Source organism: Cellulomonas pakistanensis (genome assembly GCF_016862755.1).
In the GTDB taxonomy this organism is placed as follows: domain Bacteria; phylum Actinomycetota; class Actinomycetes; order Actinomycetales; family Cellulomonadaceae; genus Cellulomonas; species Cellulomonas pakistanensis.
Genome location: NZ_BONO01000022.1, coordinates 45,485 through 62,191, shown reverse-complemented (window position 1 = coordinate 62,191; position 16,707 = coordinate 45,485). Strand labels below are relative to the sequence as shown.

General features: G+C 75.1%; 17 protein-coding genes. 4 read left to right on the top strand and 13 right to left on the bottom strand.

Annotated features, from left to right (window positions below; genetic code table 11):
- Window positions 1–9 precede the first annotated feature (9 nt).
- A complete protein-coding gene (locus tag Cpa01nite_RS14150; RefSeq protein WP_203669396.1) occupies window positions 10–1,164 on the bottom strand; it encodes a D-alanine--D-alanine ligase family protein in 1,155 nt (384 codons plus the stop codon).
- Between the two features lie 68 nt (window positions 1,165–1,232).
- Here Cpa01nite_RS14150 and Cpa01nite_RS14145 point away from each other — a divergent pair, with 68 nt between their 5' ends.
- Complete coding sequence (locus tag Cpa01nite_RS14145; RefSeq protein ID WP_239068788.1) at window positions 1,233–2,399, top strand: trans-sulfuration enzyme family protein; 1,167 nt, start codon at window positions 1,233–1,235, stop codon at window positions 2,397–2,399.
- 36 nt (window positions 2,400–2,435) lie between these two features.
- Here Cpa01nite_RS14145 and Cpa01nite_RS14140 read toward each other — a convergent pair whose 3' ends face one another.
- The 3 genes from Cpa01nite_RS14140 to Cpa01nite_RS14130 form a co-directional block, all read right to left on the bottom strand.
- The gene (locus Cpa01nite_RS14140; RefSeq protein WP_203669395.1) at window positions 2,436–2,780 is read right to left on the bottom strand and encodes a hypothetical protein; all 345 of its coding nucleotides are present in this window, start codon (window positions 2,778–2,780) and stop codon (window positions 2,436–2,438) included.
- Window positions 2,781–2,927: 147 nt separating this feature from the next.
- Window positions 2,928–3,929: an NAD(P)H-dependent glycerol-3-phosphate dehydrogenase gene (locus Cpa01nite_RS14135; RefSeq protein WP_203669394.1), complete on the bottom strand. Its 1,002-nt coding sequence runs from the start codon at window positions 3,927–3,929 to the stop codon at window positions 2,928–2,930.
- Window positions 3,926–4,654 (bottom strand): lysophospholipid acyltransferase family protein, encoded by a 729-nt coding sequence (locus Cpa01nite_RS14130; RefSeq protein ID WP_239068787.1) that lies wholly within the window; start codon window positions 4,652–4,654, stop codon window positions 3,926–3,928. The genes Cpa01nite_RS14135 and Cpa01nite_RS14130 overlap by 4 nt, the downstream gene beginning before the upstream one ends.
- A 249-nt stretch (window positions 4,655–4,903) precedes the next feature.
- On the opposite strand from Cpa01nite_RS14130, the gene Cpa01nite_RS14125 reads away from it, so the two are divergent.
- From Cpa01nite_RS14125 to Cpa01nite_RS14115, 3 genes are read left to right on the top strand one after another with little or no spacing between them, the layout of a single operon-like run.
- On the top strand, window positions 4,904–5,986 hold the full coding sequence (locus Cpa01nite_RS14125; protein WP_203669392.1) for an ANTAR domain-containing protein: 1,083 nt from the start codon (window positions 4,904–4,906) through the stop codon (window positions 5,984–5,986).
- A gap of 27 nt (window positions 5,987–6,013) precedes the next feature.
- Window positions 6,014–6,181 carry a hypothetical protein gene (locus Cpa01nite_RS14120; RefSeq protein WP_203669391.1) on the top strand — a complete coding sequence of 56 codons (168 nt, stop codon included), beginning with the start codon at window positions 6,014–6,016 and terminating at the stop codon, window positions 6,179–6,181.
- Window positions 6,182–6,185: 4 nt separating this feature from the next.
- Window positions 6,186–7,001 (top strand): ANTAR domain-containing protein, encoded by an 816-nt coding sequence (locus Cpa01nite_RS14115; RefSeq protein WP_203669390.1) that lies wholly within the window; start codon window positions 6,186–6,188, stop codon window positions 6,999–7,001.
- A 92-nt stretch (window positions 7,002–7,093) separates the two neighbouring features.
- Here the strand turns inward: Cpa01nite_RS14115 and Cpa01nite_RS14110 are convergent, their stop codons facing one another.
- From Cpa01nite_RS14110 to leuC, 9 genes are all read right to left on the bottom strand, one after another.
- Entirely contained in the window at window positions 7,094–7,348 is a 255-nt protein-coding gene (locus tag Cpa01nite_RS14110; protein WP_203669389.1) for an acyl carrier protein, read from the bottom strand.
- A gap of 82 nt (window positions 7,349–7,430) precedes the next feature.
- A complete protein-coding gene (locus Cpa01nite_RS14105; protein ID WP_203669388.1) occupies window positions 7,431–8,462 on the bottom strand; it encodes a LacI family DNA-binding transcriptional regulator in 1,032 nt (343 codons plus the stop codon).
- Entirely contained in the window at window positions 8,459–9,529 is a 1,071-nt protein-coding gene (locus Cpa01nite_RS14100; RefSeq protein ID WP_203669387.1) for a glycoside hydrolase family 43 protein, read from the bottom strand. Before Cpa01nite_RS14100 ends, Cpa01nite_RS14105 begins: the two co-directional genes overlap by 4 nt.
- 5 nt (window positions 9,530–9,534) lie before the next feature.
- Window positions 9,535–10,404, bottom strand: a complete 870-nt coding sequence (locus Cpa01nite_RS14095; protein WP_239068786.1) for a carbohydrate ABC transporter permease — start codon at window positions 10,402–10,404, stop codon at window positions 9,535–9,537.
- The gene (locus Cpa01nite_RS14090) at window positions 10,401–11,429 is read right to left on the bottom strand and encodes a carbohydrate ABC transporter permease (protein ID WP_203669386.1); all 1,029 of its coding nucleotides are present in this window, start codon (window positions 11,427–11,429) and stop codon (window positions 10,401–10,403) included. Before Cpa01nite_RS14090 ends, Cpa01nite_RS14095 begins: the two co-directional genes overlap by 4 nt.
- Window positions 11,426–12,787 (bottom strand): ABC transporter substrate-binding protein, encoded by a 1,362-nt coding sequence (locus Cpa01nite_RS14085; RefSeq protein ID WP_203669385.1) that lies wholly within the window; start codon window positions 12,785–12,787, stop codon window positions 11,426–11,428. Before Cpa01nite_RS14085 ends, Cpa01nite_RS14090 begins: the two co-directional genes overlap by 4 nt.
- Window positions 12,788–12,966: 179 nt before the next feature.
- Complete coding sequence (gene murA, locus Cpa01nite_RS14080) at window positions 12,967–14,283, bottom strand: UDP-N-acetylglucosamine 1-carboxyvinyltransferase (RefSeq protein ID WP_203669384.1); 1,317 nt, start codon at window positions 14,281–14,283, stop codon at window positions 12,967–12,969.
- A 219-nt stretch (window positions 14,284–14,502) separates the two neighbouring features.
- On the bottom strand, window positions 14,503–15,168 hold the full coding sequence (gene leuD / locus Cpa01nite_RS14075; RefSeq protein WP_203669383.1) for a 3-isopropylmalate dehydratase small subunit: 666 nt from the start codon (window positions 15,166–15,168) through the stop codon (window positions 14,503–14,505).
- Between the two features lie 44 nt (window positions 15,169–15,212).
- Window positions 15,213–16,664, bottom strand: coding sequence for a 3-isopropylmalate dehydratase large subunit (gene leuC / locus Cpa01nite_RS14070; RefSeq protein ID WP_203669382.1), 1,452 nt, complete (start codon window positions 16,662–16,664; stop codon window positions 15,213–15,215).
- Window positions 16,665–16,707 lie beyond the last annotated feature (43 nt).

Here is a 16,707-nt window from a genome sequence, read left to right as displayed (position 1 = left end):
CCGCGCCGCTCAGCGCAGGCCGGTCGGCCGCTCGAGCGCGAGCTGCAGCAGCTCGTCCAGCAGGTCGGGGTAGGACAGCCCGCTCTCCTGCCACATCCGCGGGTACATGGAGAACGGCGTGAACCCCGGCATGGTGTTGATCTCGTTCACGACCACCTCGCCGCCGGGCGTGACGAACACGTCGACCCGCCCGAGCCCCTCGCCGTCGACGGCCTCGAACGTCCGGACCGCGACGTCCCGCACCCGGGCGGTGACGTCGTCGGGCAGGTCGGCCGGGCAGGACAGCTGGACCGCGGCCTCGTCGAGGTACTTGGCCTCGAAGTCGTAGAACCCGTGGGCGGCGTCGGTGACGACGATCTCGCCCGGCAGGGACGCCCGGGGCCGCGCGCCGCCGCGCCCGCCGAGGACGGCGCACTCGATCTCGCGGCCCACGATGCCGGCCTCGACCACGACCTTGGGGTCGTGCCGCTGCGCCTCGGCGACCGCGGCCGGCAGGTCCGCGGGGTCGACGACGCGGGTGATGCCGATGCTCGACCCCGCGCGGGCGGGCTTGACGAACAGCGGCAGCCCGAGCGCCGCGATCTGGGCCCGGACGCCGTCCCGGTCGGTCTCGTAGTCGTCGCCGCGCAGGGTGACGAACGGGCCGACGGGCAGCCCGGCGCCGGCGAGGACGACCTTCATGAAGTGCTTGTCCATGCCGACGGCGGACGCGAGCACGCCGGCGCCGACGTACCGGACGTCCGCGAGCTCGAGCATGCCCTGCAGGGTCCCGTCCTCGCCGAACGGCCCGTGCAGCAGCGGCAGCACGACGTCGACGGCGCCGAGGTCGACGGCGGGCGAGCCCGGCTCGATGACCTGCAGCTCCCGCGTGCCGACCTCCTGCGGCAGCAGCACCTGCTCGGGGACGTCCTCGACCTCGGGCAGCCGGCCGTCGACGATCGCCCAGCGGTCGGGGTCGTCGGCGACGCGCACCCACCGGCCCCGCGGGGTGATGCCGATCGGCAGCACGTCGTACCGCTCGCGGTCGATCGCCCGCAGCACCGCCCCGGCGGTGGCGCACGAGATGGCGTGCTCGCTGGAGCGCCCCCCGAACAGCACGAGCACCCGGGGGCGGCTGGAGTCGGACGCGGCGGGCCCGGACGCGGGCGCAGGGAGGCTGGACATCGCGGTCACCCTAGCCGCTGGGTGGGACGCGGCCCGCGCGCGGCGCGCGTGCGCGTAGCCTGCGGCCCGTGACCCAGCGCGAGCACGACGCCGACCTGTCCCGCGAGACCCTCGCCGTGACGGCGGGCCGCCCCGCCCGCACGCAGGGCGCGCCCGTCAACGAGCCGGTGGTGCTGTCCTCGACCTACGTGTCGCAGGGCGTGCCGCAGCCGGGCGAGATGATGTACGCCCGCGCCGACACCGAGACCTGGGGCCCCTTCGAGGCGACGCTCGGCGCGCTGGAGGGCTCGGCGCACCCGGCGCTCGTGCTCGGCTCGGGCATGGCGGCGATCGCCGCCGCGCTGTCGCTGGTGCCGCACGGCGGCCGGCTCGTGCTCCCCCGGCACGCCTACCAGGTGACCCTGGGCTACGCCCGCGACCTGGCGGGCCGCTCGGACGTCGAGGTCGAGCAGGTCGACATCGCGGACACGGACGCCGTGGTCGCCGCGCTCGACCCGGCCGCGTCCCCCACCGGCCGCGCCACGTCGATGCTCTGGGTCGAGTCGCCCACCAACCCGATGCTCGAGGTCGCCGACCTGCCCGCGCTGGTCGCGGCCGGGCACGCGGCGGGCGCGCTGGTCGCCGTGGACAACACGTTCGCGACCCCGCTGGTGCAGCGCCCGCTGGAGCACGGCGCGGACGTCGTCGTGCACTCCGTGACCAAGTACCTCGCCGGCCACAGCGACGTCGTGCTCGGCGCGGTGCTCACGGACGACGCCGCCCTGCGCGAGCAGCTGCACGGCTACCGGACGGTGCACGGCGCGCTCGCCGGCCCGTTCGAGGTGTACCTGGCGCTGCGCGGCATGCGGACGCTGGCCCTGCGGGTCGAGCGCTCGCAGCGCACCGCGCTCGACCTGGCGCAGCGGCTCGCCGCGCACCCCGGCGTGGTGGAGGTCCGGCACCCCGGGCTGCCCGGCGACCCCGGCCACGAGCGGGCGACGGCCCAGATGGCCGGCTACGGCTCGATCATCGGCCTGCGGCCCGCCGGTGGCGCCGAGGGTGCCGACCGGCTCGTGGCCGCGCTGCGGCTGTGGGTCCCGGCGACCAGCCTGGGCGGCGTGGAGTCGAGCATCGAGCGCCGCCGCCGGTTCGCCACGGAGTCGCCGACGGTGCCCGAGGACCTGCTGCGGCTCTCGGTCGGCATCGAGGACGTCGAGGACCTCTGGCGGGACCTGGACCGCGCGCTACGCGGCTGAGGCCCGACCCCGCGGCGGCGCGAGGACCCTGGCCCGTCACCCGTGCTTGTCGTAGGTGACCTCCGAGTCGGCATCGATGACGATCCTCGACCGAGGGCAGAGCGGCTCGTCGAACGTCGCCAGCTCCGCGCCGTCCGTCGTCTCCACGACGATCCGCTCGCCGGTGCACTCGTCGAGCGGGAACGCCCCCGACCCTCCGGCCTCGACGAGGGCGCTGTACCTGTCCTCCGGCTCGATCCGGTGGACGACGACGTCGTCGTCCGACTCGTTGACGATCCGCGCCAGGTCGGGAGCGCGCTCGAGGAGACCGCAGCCCGCGACCACGAGGAGCAGCGGGACGACCAGGCCCGCTGCCCGGAGGGCCGGTGCGCGTCTCGTCACGGCTCCCCGCCTTCCTTCCGGGCGACCGGCGCCCCCGGTCGCTGCTCGGACGGTACTGGCGCAGGGCACGTCGCCGTGGGCGGACGGGGCGAGACCGCCGCCGTTCGCCCGGTCGGCCCAGCGCGAGCCGGACCCGGAGGAGCGGCCCTACAGACCCTCGGCCTTGCGCGGCCGCCCGAGCAGCAGCGGCGCGAGCGCGTCGACCGGCAGCCCCTCGTGCAGCACCTGCACGACGGCGTGCGTGATCGGCATCTCGACCCCGGCGCGCTCGGCCAGGTCGAGCACGGACCGGGACGACTTCACGCCCTCGGCGGTCCCGCCGGTCGTGGCGACGGCCTCGTCGAGGGACAGCCCGCGGCCGATGGCGAGCCCGAGCCGGTGGTTCCGGGAGTCGGGCGACGCGCAGGTGGCCATGAGGTCGCCCATGCCGGCGAGCCCGGGGAAGGTCTCCGCCTTCGCGCCGAGGGCCAGGCCGAGGCGCGTGATCTCGACGAGCCCGCGCGTGATGATCGTGGCCATCGTGTTGTAGCCGAGGCCCCGGCCCTGGGAGATGCCGACGGCCAGGGCGATGACGTTCTTGACCGCGCCGCACAGCTCGACGCCCACGACGTCGTCGTTCGTGTACGGCCGGAAGTACCCGGTCGCGCACGCCGCGGCGACCCGCTCGGCGGTCCCGGCGTCGGCGGAGGCGACCACGGTGGCCGTGGGCTGCCGCGCGGCGATCTCCGCGGCGAGGTTCGGGCCCGACAGCACGGCGACGCGGCCGGCGGGCAGCGCCAGCGCCTCCCCCACGACCTCGCTCATCCGCCGGTCGGTGGCGAGCTCGACGCCCTTCATCAGCGACACGGCGACCGCGCCGGGCGCCACGGCCCCGGCGAGCGGCGTCAGCACGGCGCGGGCCGACTGGGACGGCACGGCCACCACGACGAGGTCGGCTCCGGCGACGGCCGCGGCCGGGTCGGCCTCCCCCGTCACGCGCGCGGGCAGGTCGACGCCCGGCAGGTAGCGCTCGTTGCGGTGGTCGCGGGCGATCGCCTCGCAGACCGCGGCGTCGCGGCCCCAGACGGTCACGTCGCACCCGGCGTCGGCGAGCACGGCGGCGAACGTCGTGCCCCACGCGCCGGCCCCGAGGACGGCGGCGCGGGTCACGCGAGGTCCGTGGTCGGGCCGTTCGGGCGCCGCATGTCGAAGGGCTCGGCCGGCGGGGTCTCGCCCCGGACGTCGGCGAGCAGGGCGGTGATCGCGGCCATGACGCGGCCCGTGGCCTCGCGCAGGGTCGCCGCGTCGAGCGGCCGGTCGTAGAGGTCCGACAGGTCGACCGGGGGCCCGGCGACGACGGTGACCTTCTTCGGCGGGATCGGCTTGAACAGCTTCTGGTACCGCCCGAGCAGGTCCTGGGCGCCCCACTGGGCGATCGGGACGACGGGCGCCCGCGAGGTGAGCGCGAGGCGCGCGACGCCGGTCTTGGCCACCATCGGCCACAGGTCGGGGTCGCGGGTCAGCGTGCCCTCCGGGAACACCGCGACGCACTCCCCCTCGGCGAGCGCCTGCTCGGCGGCCCGCAGCGAGTCGCCGGCCTTCGACGTGTTCCGGTAGACCGGGATCTGCCCGGAGGTCCGCAGCACCCAGCCGAGGACCGGCACGGAGAACAGCGACGACTTCGCGAGGATCTTCGGCGCGACCCCGCTGTCGTAGAGGTAGTGCGCGAAGGTCACCGGGTCGACGTTCGTCATGTGGTTCCCGGCGGCGATGAAGCCGGTGCCGGCGGGCAGGTGCTCGGCGCCCCGCCAGTCGCGCCGCGTGATCGCGTACAGCACGGGGCGCAGCACGCGGGCGATGTTGCGGTAGGACCGGTTCGCACGGGGGGGATGCACGGGAGCCGATGCTACCCGGGCGCCCGCGGGGCCCGAGGAGCCGCCCGGGGCGGCGTCGGCCGTGAGCACCGGGGCGCGACCGCCGGCCGCGGGCCCGGTGTGCGCGGGACGCTCGGATTTGGCACTATCGGACCCGGTCCCCCGGCTCGACCCGTGGGACCGCCGCGCATCGTTGGGACGAAGCGAGCCGCGCGAGAAACCCGGTGCGACGTGCATGGACGTCGTCGCGCCTCGGCTTCGGAGCACCACGTGTCCCTCACCGCTCGTCCGCCCGCGGTCCCGGCCCAGCCGCGCGCCGCCTCCTCCCCCGGGACCTTCCACGTGCTCGGCGACGGCGACGTGCTCGCCTGGTCCGAGCCCGTCTACCGCCTGCACGGCTTCGAGCCCGGGGTCGTCGTGCCCTCGGCCGCCCTGATGCTGGCGCACTGCCACCGCGACGACCGCGCCGCCCTGGAGGCCGTGCTCCGCGCCGAGGCGACGCCCGGCGCCGACGGCAGCAGCGTGCGGTACCGCCTGCTCGACACGTCCGGCACCGAGCGCTCGGTGCTCGCCGTGCTCGCGCCGGGCGTCGACCCCCGGCACGCCCGCCGCGCCGCCGACGGCGACGGCCACGCGCACGACGGCCACCCGGCGGCGGACGGGACGGCCGGCCAGGACGGTGCCGCGACCGCGCGCATGGGCCTGCTCGTCGACCTCGGCGCGGAGATCGGCGCCACCGCCGCGCGCCGCGCCGACGACATGCTGGCCGCGGCGATCGCGTCCCGCGAGGTCATCGACCAGGCCAAGGGCGCCGCGATGCTCGCGTACGGCCTCGACGACGACGCGGCGTTCGAGTTCCTGCGCTGGCACTCGGAGCACCTGAACGTCAAGGTCCGCGCGGTCGCCGAGCAGCTGCTCGGCACCCTCCCCGGGCGTGCCGCCGACCGGGACCCGCGCGACGTCCTGGACTCCGCGCTGGCGCGGCTCGCGGCGCCGACGGCCGCGGACGGCCACCACCCGGACCCCGCCGACGGCGCCGCGACGCTGCCGGCCTCGCTCACCGTCCGGCACGCCGCCGAGGGCCGCACGGTCGTCGTCCACCTCGAGGGCGAGGTGGACGCCGCGACCGCGCCGGCGCTCGTCGCCGGGCTCGCCGCCGCGCTCAAGGCGGTCCCGTCCCGCGGCACGCTGGTCGTCGACGGCTCGGGCCTGCGCCGGCTCGGCCCGGTCGCCGCGCTGCACGTCGCGCGGTTCCGCCGCCGCGCCGAGCACGCGGGCGTCCAGCTCCGGATCGTGGCGCCCGGGACCGCGCGCCCGGAGATGCGGGAGGACGGCGCCGGGACCAGCATGTGAGGGATCCCAGCACGAGGAGGAACCCGCATGTCCCAGGACCCGGCCGACCGACCCGACGGCGTGCTGCCCGGCGGCGACCCCGACGACCAGGCGGAGCAGAGCACGCCCGGCTCCGACGGCGACGGCCCCGAGCCCGGCTACACCGGCTCCGAGGGCGCCGGCGAGGACCGGACCCCGCCGGCCGACGTCGACTGAGCCGGTGAGCACGGTGGCGCAGCCCGGCACGCCCGACGGCGCCGCGCGTGACGCGACCGCGGGCCCCGCGTCCGACGCGGGGCCGGCGGCGTGGCGCGTGGGCGCGCTCGACGAGATCCACGAGCTCCTGGTGTCGGCGGTGCCCGTCGACGACCTCCTGGACGTCATCGTCACGCACGCCGCCCGCCGCTCGGGCGCGTCGGCCGCCATCACGGTCCGCGTGGGCGGCACGGGCGCCGTCGCGGCGTCGTCCGACGCGCTCGCCGAGGCGTGCGACCGGGCGGAGCAGGCGGCCGGCGAGGGCCCGTGCCTGGACGCCTCCCGGGAGCAGCGGCGGATCACCGTGCGCGACGTGCACGACGAGCAGCGGTGGCCTGCGTGGCGCGAGGCGACGGTCGCCGCCGGGTTCTGCGCGACCGCGGCGCTGCCGGCGGCACGGCGCGACGGCGTGCGGATCGACCTCGCCATCGACCTCTACCACCCCGAGCCGGGCGACTGGCCCGAGGACGTGCTGGACGACGTGGCGCGGTTCGCCGACGACGCCGCGCGCGCCGTGGCCGTCGCCGCGCAGGCGCAGGAGCAGCGGCGCACCAACGAGGACCTGCGCAGCGCGATCGCCTCGCGCACCGTGATCGACCAGGCGCTCGGCGTCGTGATGGCGCAGAACCGCTGCGGCCCGGAGGAGGCGTTCGACATCCTCCGCCGGGCGTCGCAGACCCGGAACCAGAAGATGCGCGACCTCGCGGCGGCGATCGTCGCCTCGGTCTCCGGCCAGGAGCCGCACAGCCCGCACGAGTTCCGCGAGCGCCCCCGGCGCTGAGCCGACGGGCCGCCGCCGACCGCGCGGTCCACCGCGGCCCGGCCGGCCCGCGCGCCCCCTGCGCGCGCGGGTCGGCCGGACCCGCGTGGACCTCAGCCCGCGTCGCCCTGCGGCGAGGTGGCGTCCGTGCCGTCCCGCGTGAGGCGCGCCAGGAAGGCGTGGCACTGCTGCGCCCGGGCGGAGTCCTCCGCCATGACGCGCTCGAAGAACTCCGCGATCTCGTCCTCGCCGGCGTTGCGGGCGTCCCGCACGTACTGGCCGTAGTCGTGGCCCGCCTTGAGCGAGTGGTACTGCACGGAGATGAGGTCGAAGGTGACGTCGTCGAACCCGGTCTCGCCAGTCGCCATGGCGACCGCTCCCTCCCGGCACCGCGGTCGACGCCCCGGTGCCCGACTCCCGCCAGGCCCGACGCTGGACCCGCGCCCCACGCTAGGGGCCAGGCCCGGGACCGCAACCGGGGGTGTCGACCGGGCCGACGGTGCTGGCGCGCACCACGACGCGGAACGGCACCTCGACCTGCGCCGGCGCGACCGCGGGGTCCTCCACCCGCCGCACGAGCAGCCGCACGGCCTCCCGGGCCAGCAGGCCGAGGTCGGGCGCGACCGTGGTGAGCCCGGCGTACCGGGACTCCTCCACGTCGTCGAACCCGGCGACCGCGACGTCCCCGGGCACGTCGAGGCCGGCGGTGCGCAGGGCGTGCTGGGCCCCGAGCGCGAGCAGGTCGTTGAAGCACAGCACCGCGTCGGGCCGGACCCCCGCGCCGAGCAGGTCGCGCACGGCGCGGACGCCGTCCTCCCGGCGGTACGCGCGCACGCGCGGCACGAGCGCCTCGTCGGGCCGGAGCCCCGCCGCCGCGAGCGCCCGGACGTGCCCGCGCCACCGCTCGCCGCCGGTGCTGCCGGGCTCCTGCCGGCCCAGCACGGCGATCCGGGTGCGGCCGGTGGCGAGCAGGTGCTCCGTGAGCTCGCGCGCCGCGCGGACGCTGTCCATCGCGACGTGGTCGGCGGCCACGTCGTACCGGTGCTCGCCGAGCATGACCAGCGGCGTCCGGCCGATCCGCTCGACCACGGTCGCGTGCGGCGTCACCAGCGGCGACAGGATCACGCCGTCCACCAGCCGGGAGGTGAGGTCGACGAGCGCCACCCGCTCCCCCTCGACGTCGCCGCGGGTCTCCTCGATGACCAGGACGCGGCCGTGCTCCTTGGCCGCGCGCCCCGCGGCGGAGGCGAGCGCCGCGAAGTACGGCGACGTCAGCTCGGGCACGGCCAGCGCGAGGATCCCGGACCGCCCGTGCCGCAGGCTGCGAGCCGTCTGGTTGGGCCGGTAGCCGAGCACCTCGATCGCCGCGAGCACCCGGGCGCGGGTCACCTCGCTCACGTGCGGGTGGCCGTTCACGACGTTGGACACCGTCTTGAACGACACCCCGGCGTTCGCGGCGACGTCGCGGAGCGTGACGGTCACGGCAGCCGGTCCACCGTGGCCGACGGCCCGTCGAGCACCGGCGTGCCGTCCGCGTCCCAGTCGAGCGGGGTGAGCCACATCTGCCGCCCCGGGTAGGCCGCGCCCACCGCGTCCGGCGGCCAGGCGTGGTGCACGTACCAGGTCGCGCCGTCGTCGGCGGTGACGACGCAGCCGTGCCCGGGGCCCGCCGCGTCGGGCGAGGACCGCATGAGCGGCGCGTCGAGCGGCTTGGTCCAGGGACCCGTGAGCGCGTCGGCGACCGCCCAGCCGACGCCGTAGTCCGCCGACCCGTAGTCGTTCGCCGAGTACAGCAGGTGGAACCGGCCGCCCCGCTCCACGACCGTCGGCCCCTCGACGAGGTGCCCCTCCCACGGCTGGTCGTGCGTGATCAGGTCGACCGGCGCGTCCCCCACCAGCGCGGTGCCGTCCGGGGCGAGCTGCTGCACCCGGATCCAGGACCGCACGCCGACGTGGTTGCCGTCGTTCTTCCAGAGCAGGTACGGCGTCCCGTCCGCGGCGACGAACGGCGAGGCGTCGATCGACCCGCCCTCGTCGTGCTCGCACACGAACGGCTGCTCCGCCTCGTCGACGAACGGGCCGGTCGGCGCGTCCGCGAACGCGACCCCGAGGCACTGCTGCTGGGTCTCGCGCTCCATCGCCGTGTAGTACGCGACGTACCGCCCGCCGAGCTCGACGACCTCGGGCGCCCAGTGCCGGCCCGCGCCGGTCCAGGGCGCGAGCGTGGGCATCGCGTCGCCGACCACCTCCCAGTGCACCAGGTCGTCCGAGCGCAGCACCGGCATCGTGCCGAGCCGGCCCTGCGTGCCGTACGCGTACCAGGCGCCCTCGGCGCGGAGCACGAAGGGGTCGGGCAGGTTGCCGTCGTGCACGGGGTTGGTGAGGGCCACGTCGCTCTCCTGCTCGGTCGTCGCGGGGTCGGGGTCGGGGTCGCCGGCCGGGCCGCCGCACGCGGCGAGCAGCAGGACGACGAGGCCGGCCGCGGCGGTGCGCGCGGGCCGCGGGCGGGGCGGACTGGACGGGCGCGACGGGCCGGGGTTCCGGGTCACGCCGCTCACCCCTTCAGCCCGCTGCGCGCGACGCCCTCGATGATGAACCGCTGCGTCAGGACGAACAGCACGATCACCGGCACGGAGGCCACCACGGCGCCGGCCATGATCGACGGGAAGTCGGTGACGTACGCGCCCTGCAGCAGCTTGAGCCCGGCCGGCAGCGTCAGCCGCTCCGGGCTGAACAGCACGTAGACCGGCCAGATGTAGTCGTTCCAGTTGCCGAGGAAGGCCAGCACGGCGAGCGTCGCGAGCGCCGGCCGGGTGTTCGGCAGCACGACCCGGGTGAACACGCCCCACTGGTTGGCGCCGTCGAGCGCGGCCGCCTCCTCCAGCTCCACGGGCAGCCCGACGAAGAACTGCCGCAGGAAGAACACCCCGAACGCCCCGGCCGCGCCGGGCACCACCAGGGCCCACACCGAGTCGATCCAGCCGAGGGCGTCGATCGTCAGGTAGTTCGGCATGAGGAACACGAACGCTGGCAGGAACAGCGTCGAGACGATCACGCCGAAGATCAGCCCGCGCCCCCGGAACCGCATGCGGGCCAGCGCGAAGGCGGCGGTCGAGGCCACCGCGAGCACCAGGACCGTGTGCAGGCTGCTCGCCAGGAGCGAGTTGAGGAACCAGCGCAGCACCGGGTACTGCCCGTCGAGGCTCAGCAGCCGCTCGTAGGCCGACAGGTCGATCTCGGCGGGCCAGAGCGTGGGCGGGGAGGAGGTCGCCTCGCCGTAGGACTTCAGGGACGTGAGGCCCATCCAGGTCAGCGGGCCGATGAACGTGGCCGCCAGCACGACCACCAGAGCCCAGGTCACGCCGGAGCCCAGGCCCCGGCGCGCCGCCGTGGTGCGACGCGCGCCGCCGCCCGGGGCGCTCACGACGCCCTCCGCGCGCGCCGCGGACGCCGGGTGCCGCCGCGCTCGCGCAGCGCCACGAAGTTGACGATCGACACGATGCCCAGGCCGATCGACAGCAGGTAGCCCATCGCGGCCGCCGCGCCCATCTTGTACTGCCCGAGCCCGGTGTCCAGGATCACCATGAGCGCGGTGCGGGTGGAGGTCCCCGGCCCGCCGTTGGTCATGAGGTCGGACTGACCGAACATGTTCGCGGAGGCCAGCACGGTCATGGTCAGCACGAACGCCAGCACCGGCCGGAGCCCGGGCAGAGTGACGTGCCGGAACCGCTGCCGGGCCGAGGCGCCGTCGACCTTCGCCGCGTCGTACAGCTCCGGCGGGACGTCCTGCAGGCCGGCCAGGTAGATGATCATGTTGAACCCGAGGGTCCACCAGACCGTCACGCCGACCAGCGAGATCCAGGCCCACGGCTGGGCGGTCAGCCACGGCACCGGGTCGCCCGCGCCGAGCGCGTGCAGCAGCCGGTCCAGCCGGGTCACGTGGAGCAGGTGGTTGAGGACGCCCAGGTTCGGGTCGAGCACGAACCGGAACAGCACGCCGACCACGGCCACGCCCAGCACGTAGGGCAGGAACACCACCGCCCGCAGGAACGTGCGGCCCGGGAACTTGCGGTTGAGCGCCATCGCCAGCAGCAGCGGCACCGTGAGCAGCACCGGCACCGACGCGACCACGAAGACGCCGGTGGCCGCCATGCCGTCCCAGAACTTCTGGAACACCACGCTGGTCGGGTCGAACAGGTCCGCGTAGTTGCCGAGGCCCACGAACGGCTTGCTCGGCATGAGGTAGTCCCAGTCGTGCAGGGACATCCAGATCCCGCGGACCGCCGGGAACGCGACGAAGGTGCCGAAGATCGCCGCGAACGGCGCGAGGAACACGTACGGCGTCCACCACGCGCCGCGGCGCAGCGGCCGGCGGCGCCCGCCCGGGGCGGGACCGGCCGCACCCGGCGGCCGCGGCGCGGGGGCGACCGGCGCGGTCGCGGCGCTCATGCGCCGTAGCGGTCGCGGTTGTCGGCCAGGACCTGGTCGGCGCGCGCGGCGGCGTCCTCGAGCGCCTCGCGCGGCTCCTTGGTGAGCAGCACGGCCTCATTCAGCGCGGTGTACAGCTCGCCGATCGCGTCGCCGATGCCGGGGATCGACGGCGGGAACCGGAGGTCCTCGGCCTGCTCGGCGATCGCCGCCTGCGGGGCCAGCGCGGTGAACTCGGCCGACTCGCGCGCCGACGTCCGCGCCGGCACCTGCCCGCCGACCGCCCACGCGGCCGACTGCTGCGACACCCAGTTCACGAACACCTGCGCGGCCTCGAGCTGCGCGTCGGTCGTCCCCTTCTGCTTGGTCAGCACGAAGTTGTGCGAGCCCGCCCAGGCGGCGTCGACGCTCCCGATCCGCGGCAGCCGCCGCACGTCCCACGCGAGCCCGCTGATCTCGTCCAGCGTGTTGATGGACCAGATGCCGTTCCAGTTGAACGCGGCCTGCCCGTTCTGCAGCGCGATGATGTCGGCGTCCTGCCCCACGTCGCGCGCGCTCCAGCCCCGGTGCACGGCGTCGACCATCCAGGACAGCGCCTCGACGCCCTCGTCCTGCGCCCAGGCCGCCGTCGCGCCGTCCGCGTCCAGCAGGTCGCCGCCGAACTGCCAGATCAGCGACTGCAGCGTCTGGCCGCCGGTGAACGTGTGCGGGCTCATCCAGTGCCCGGCGACCCCGTTCGCGAGCAGCGCGTCGAGCGCCGCCTCGTACGACTCCCGGTCCATCGGCGGGTCGGCCGGGTCGAGCCCGGCGTCGGCCATCACGGTCGTGTTCATGAAGAACCCGAGCGGGTGCACGTCCAGCGGGATGCCGTAGCGCGCGCCGTCGTAGATCCCGGCGTCCCAGACCGGCCGGATGAAGTCGTCGGCGGTCAGGTCCAGGTCGGACGCGAGGTCGTCGAGCGGGAGCAGCAGGCCGCGGGCGGCCGAGGTGGGCAGCGAGTCGAGGTGCTGGATCGCGATGTGCGGGCCCTGGCCGGACGTGAGCGCGGCCGGCAGCTTGGCGTGGAAGTCGGCCCACTCCATCGTGGTCATCTTGACCGCGATGTCCTCGTGCTCGGCGTTGAACCGGTCGACGAGGTCCTGCATCACCGGGCCGTCGCCGCCGGTGAAGCCGTTCCAGAACGCGAGGTCGACGGCGCCGCCGCCGGACCCCCCGGTGCCGGCGGGCGAGGGGCTGCCGCTCGAGCAGGCGGCGACGCCGGCGCCCAGGCCGACGGCGCCGAGCCCGGCGAGGAAGCCGCGGCGGGACAGGCGCGACAGGCCGGACGACCCGGTCGGACCGGGCTGCGGGCGCGCGGGGGTACGGGAGGACTGGCTCACGGTGGCTCCTTCGCCATCGGGGCCAGGGGGCGGCGGCTGAGCGCCACCCGGCCGTTACAACGGATAACCGTGGCTCCTGTGTAGCGAAGCCCTTCCTCCGTTGTAAACCCCCACTTCGCGCGCCCGGGGACGACCACGCCCGCCGGGCCGGGGGCCGGGCGGGCGTCGTCGGGGCGGCGTCAGTCGCGGTCGAACTTGGCGCCGAGCGCCTCGAGCTTCGCGGTGAAGTTCTCGTAGCCCCGGTCGATCAGGCTGATCCCCCGCACGGCGGACGTGCCCTGCGCGGTCAGCGCCGCGATGAGGTGGCTGAACCCGCCGCGCAGGTCCGGGACCTCGATGTCGGCGGCGGTCAGCGGGGTCGGGCCCGAGATGACCGCCGAGTGCGAGAAGTTCCGCTGGCCGAACCGGCACGGCCGCCCGCCCAGGCACTCCTTGTAGACCTGGATGGTCGCGCCCATGCCGCGCAGCGCGTCGGTGAACCCGAACCGGTTCTCGTAGACCGTCTCGTGCACGATCGACAGGCCCTTGGCCTGCGTCAGCGCGACGACGAGCGGCTGCTGCCAGTCCGTCATGAAGCCCGGGTGCACGTCGGTCTCCAGGACGATCGACTTCAGGTCGCCGCCCGGGTGGAAGAACCGGATGCCCTCGTCGTCGATCGCGAACTCGCCGCCGACCTTGCGGAACGTGTTGAGGAACGCGGTCATCTCCGGCTGGGTCGCGCCGCGCACGTAGACGTCGCCGCCGGTCGACAGCGCCGCCGACGCCCAGGAGGCGGCCTCGATCCGGTCCGCCAGCGCGGTGTGCTGGAACCCGACGAGCCGGTCGACGCCCTCGATCCGGATGACCCGGTCGGTGTCGACGGAGATGATCGCGCCCATCTTCTGCAGGACGTTGATCAGGTCCATGATCTCGGGCTCGATCGCCGCGTTCGTCAGCTCCGTCATGCCCTCGGCGCGCACGGCGGTCAGCAGCAGCTGCTCGGTCGCGCCGACGCTCGGGTACGGCAGCGTGATCTTCGTGCCCTGCAGGCGGCGCGGGGCGCGGATGTGGATGCCGTTCTCGCGCTTGTCCACCACGGCGCCGAACTGCCGCAGGATGTCCAGGTGGTAGTTGATCGGCCGGTCGCCGATCCGGCAGCCGCCCAGGTCGGGGATGAAGGCCTCGCCGAGCCGGTGCAGCAGCGGGCCGCAGAACAGGATCGGGATGCGGCTGGACCCGGCGTGCGCGTCGATGTCGGCGACGTGCGCGGACTCGACGTCGGTGGGGTCGAGGCGCAGGACGCCGGCCTCGGGGTCGGCGGACACCCGCACGCCGTGCAGCTCCAGCAGGCCGGTGACGACGCCCACGTCGCGGATCTGCGGGACGTTGCGCAGCTCGCTCGGGGTCTCGCCCAGCAGGGCCGCCACCATCGCCTTGGAGACGAAGTTCTTGGCGCCCCGCACGGTGATCTCGCCCGAGAGGGGCGTGCCGCCGTGGACGTAGAGGAGATCGGTCATCCCCCCATGGTGGCGCACGCCCCGGCGGGGTCACGCACCCGCGCCGCGCGTCCCGCACAGCATGCGCCAAACCTCCACAAAGGGGACGCCCGGGCCGCGCAGGACGCTGCGCGACCCGGGCGGGTCCGCGCCGAGACCCACTGATCCGCGCGAGACCCCCGCTCGCGACGGGTGGTCTCGGCCGGATCAGTGGGTCTCGGCGGAGAGGATCGGCGGGGCTCAGAGGCCGGGGCGCCGCCCCAGGCTCAGCTCGACCGGGCGGGCGGCCTTGATCTCCACCGGCGGCAGGTGCTTGGCCGGCAGCGTCTTCGGGCGCCACGCGTCACGGGTCGCCTCGAACGCGGTGATCTCGTCCTCGTGCTGCAGGGTGAGGCCGATGTCGTCCAGGCCCTCCATGAGGCGCCAGCGGGTGTAGTCGTCGATCTGGAACGGCACCACGACGTCGTCGCAGGTGACGGTCCGCGCCTCGAGGTCGACGGTCACCTCGGTGCCGGGGGCGGTCTCGAGGACCTTCCAGATGAGCTCGACGTCCTCCTGCGCCAGCTGGGCGGCCACGAGGCCCTGCTTGCCCGAGTTGCCGCGGAAGATGTCGGCGAACCGCGAGGCGAGGACGACCTTGAAGCCGTAGTCCTTGAGCGCCCAGACGGCGTGCTCCCGGGACGAGCCGGTGCCGAAGTCGGGGCCGGCCACCAGCACCGAGCCGGTCCGGTACGCGTCCTGGTTCAGGACGAACGACGGGTCGCCGCGCCACGCCGCGAACAGCGCGTCCTCGAAGCCCGTGCGGGTCACGCGCTTGAGGTAGACGGCGGGGATGATCTGGTCGGTGTCGACGTTGCTGCGGCGCAGCGGGACGCCGACGCCGGTGTGCTGGGTGAACTTCTCCATGAGGGCTCTCGTTCCTGGTGTCGAGGGGGCGTCGGGGCGTCGGCTCAGGCCGGCTGGAGGTCCAGCGGCGAGCCGTCCGGCACGGCGACGTCGGGGCCGAGGTCGGAGACGGACGACAGGGTGCCGCGGATGGCCGTGGCGGCGGCGACCAGCGGGGACACCAGGTGCGTGCGGCCGCCCTTGCCCTGCCGGCCCTCGAAGTTGCGGTTCGACGTGGACGCCGAGCGCTCCCCCGGCGCCAGCTGGTCCGGGTTCATGCCCAGGCACATCGAGCAGCCGGCGTTGCGCCACTCCGCGCCGAAGTCGAGGAAGATCTTGTCGAGGCCCTCGGCCTCGGCCTGCAGCCGCACGCGGGCGGACGACGGCACGACCAGGACACGGACCGAGTCGGCCTTCGACTGGCCCTGCATGAGCTTGGCGGCGGCGCGCAGGTCCTCGATCCGGCCGTTGGTGCACGAGCCGATGAACACCGTGTCGACGGCGATCTCCCGCAGCGGCTGGCCCGGGGTGAGGCCCATGTACTCGATGGCCCGCTCGGCGGCGACCCGCTCGTTGGCGTCGGCGATCTCCTCCGGCACCGGGACGCTGCCCGACAGCGGCAGGCCCTGGCCGGGGTTCGTGCCCCAGGTGACGAACGGCTCGAGGTCCGCCGCCTCCAGGACCACCTCGGCGTCGAACGTGGCGTCGTCGTCGCTGCGCAGGGTCTCCCAGTACGCGACGGCGGCGTCCCAGTCGGCGCCCTCGGGGGCGTGCGGGCGGCCCTGCAGGTAGTCGAAGGTCGTCTGGTCGGGGGCGATCATGCCGGCGCGCGCGCCCGCCTCGATCGACATGTTGCAGATCGTCATGCGGCCCTCCATGGAGAGGGACCGGATGGCCTCGCCGCGGTACTCCAGGACGTAGCCCTGGCCGCCGCCGGTGCCGATCTTCGCGATGACGGCCAGGATGATGTCCTTGGCGGTCGCGCCGATCGGCAGGGCGCCGTTGACGGTGATCGCCATCGTCTTGAACGGGGCGAGCGGCAGCGTCTGGGTGGCGAGCACGTGCTCGACCTCGGACGTGCCGATGCCGAACGCGAGCGCGCCGAACGCGCCGTGCGTGGACGTGTGCGAGTCGCCGCAGACGACCGTCAGGCCCGGCATGGTCAGGCCGAGCTGCGGGCCCACCTGGTGCACGATGCCCTGGTCGGCGTCGCCGAGGGAGTGCAGCCGGACGCCGAACTCCTTCGCGTTGTTCCGCAGCGTCTCGATCTGCGTGCGCGACGTGGTGTCCGCGATCGGCCGGTCGATGTCGAGCGTCGGGGTGTTGTGGTCCTCGGTGGCGAGGGTGAGGTCCGGCCGGCGGACCGGGCGGCCCGCGAGCCGCAGGCCCTCGAACGCCTGGGGGCTCGTCACCTCGTGCACGAGGTGCAGGTCGATGTAGAGCAGGTCCGGTGCGCCGTCGGTGCCGCGCCGCACGATGTGGTTCTCCCACACCTTCTCCGCCAGTGTGCCGGCCATGTCGCCGTCCTCTCCGCTGTCCCGGCGGTGGGGGCCGCCGGGT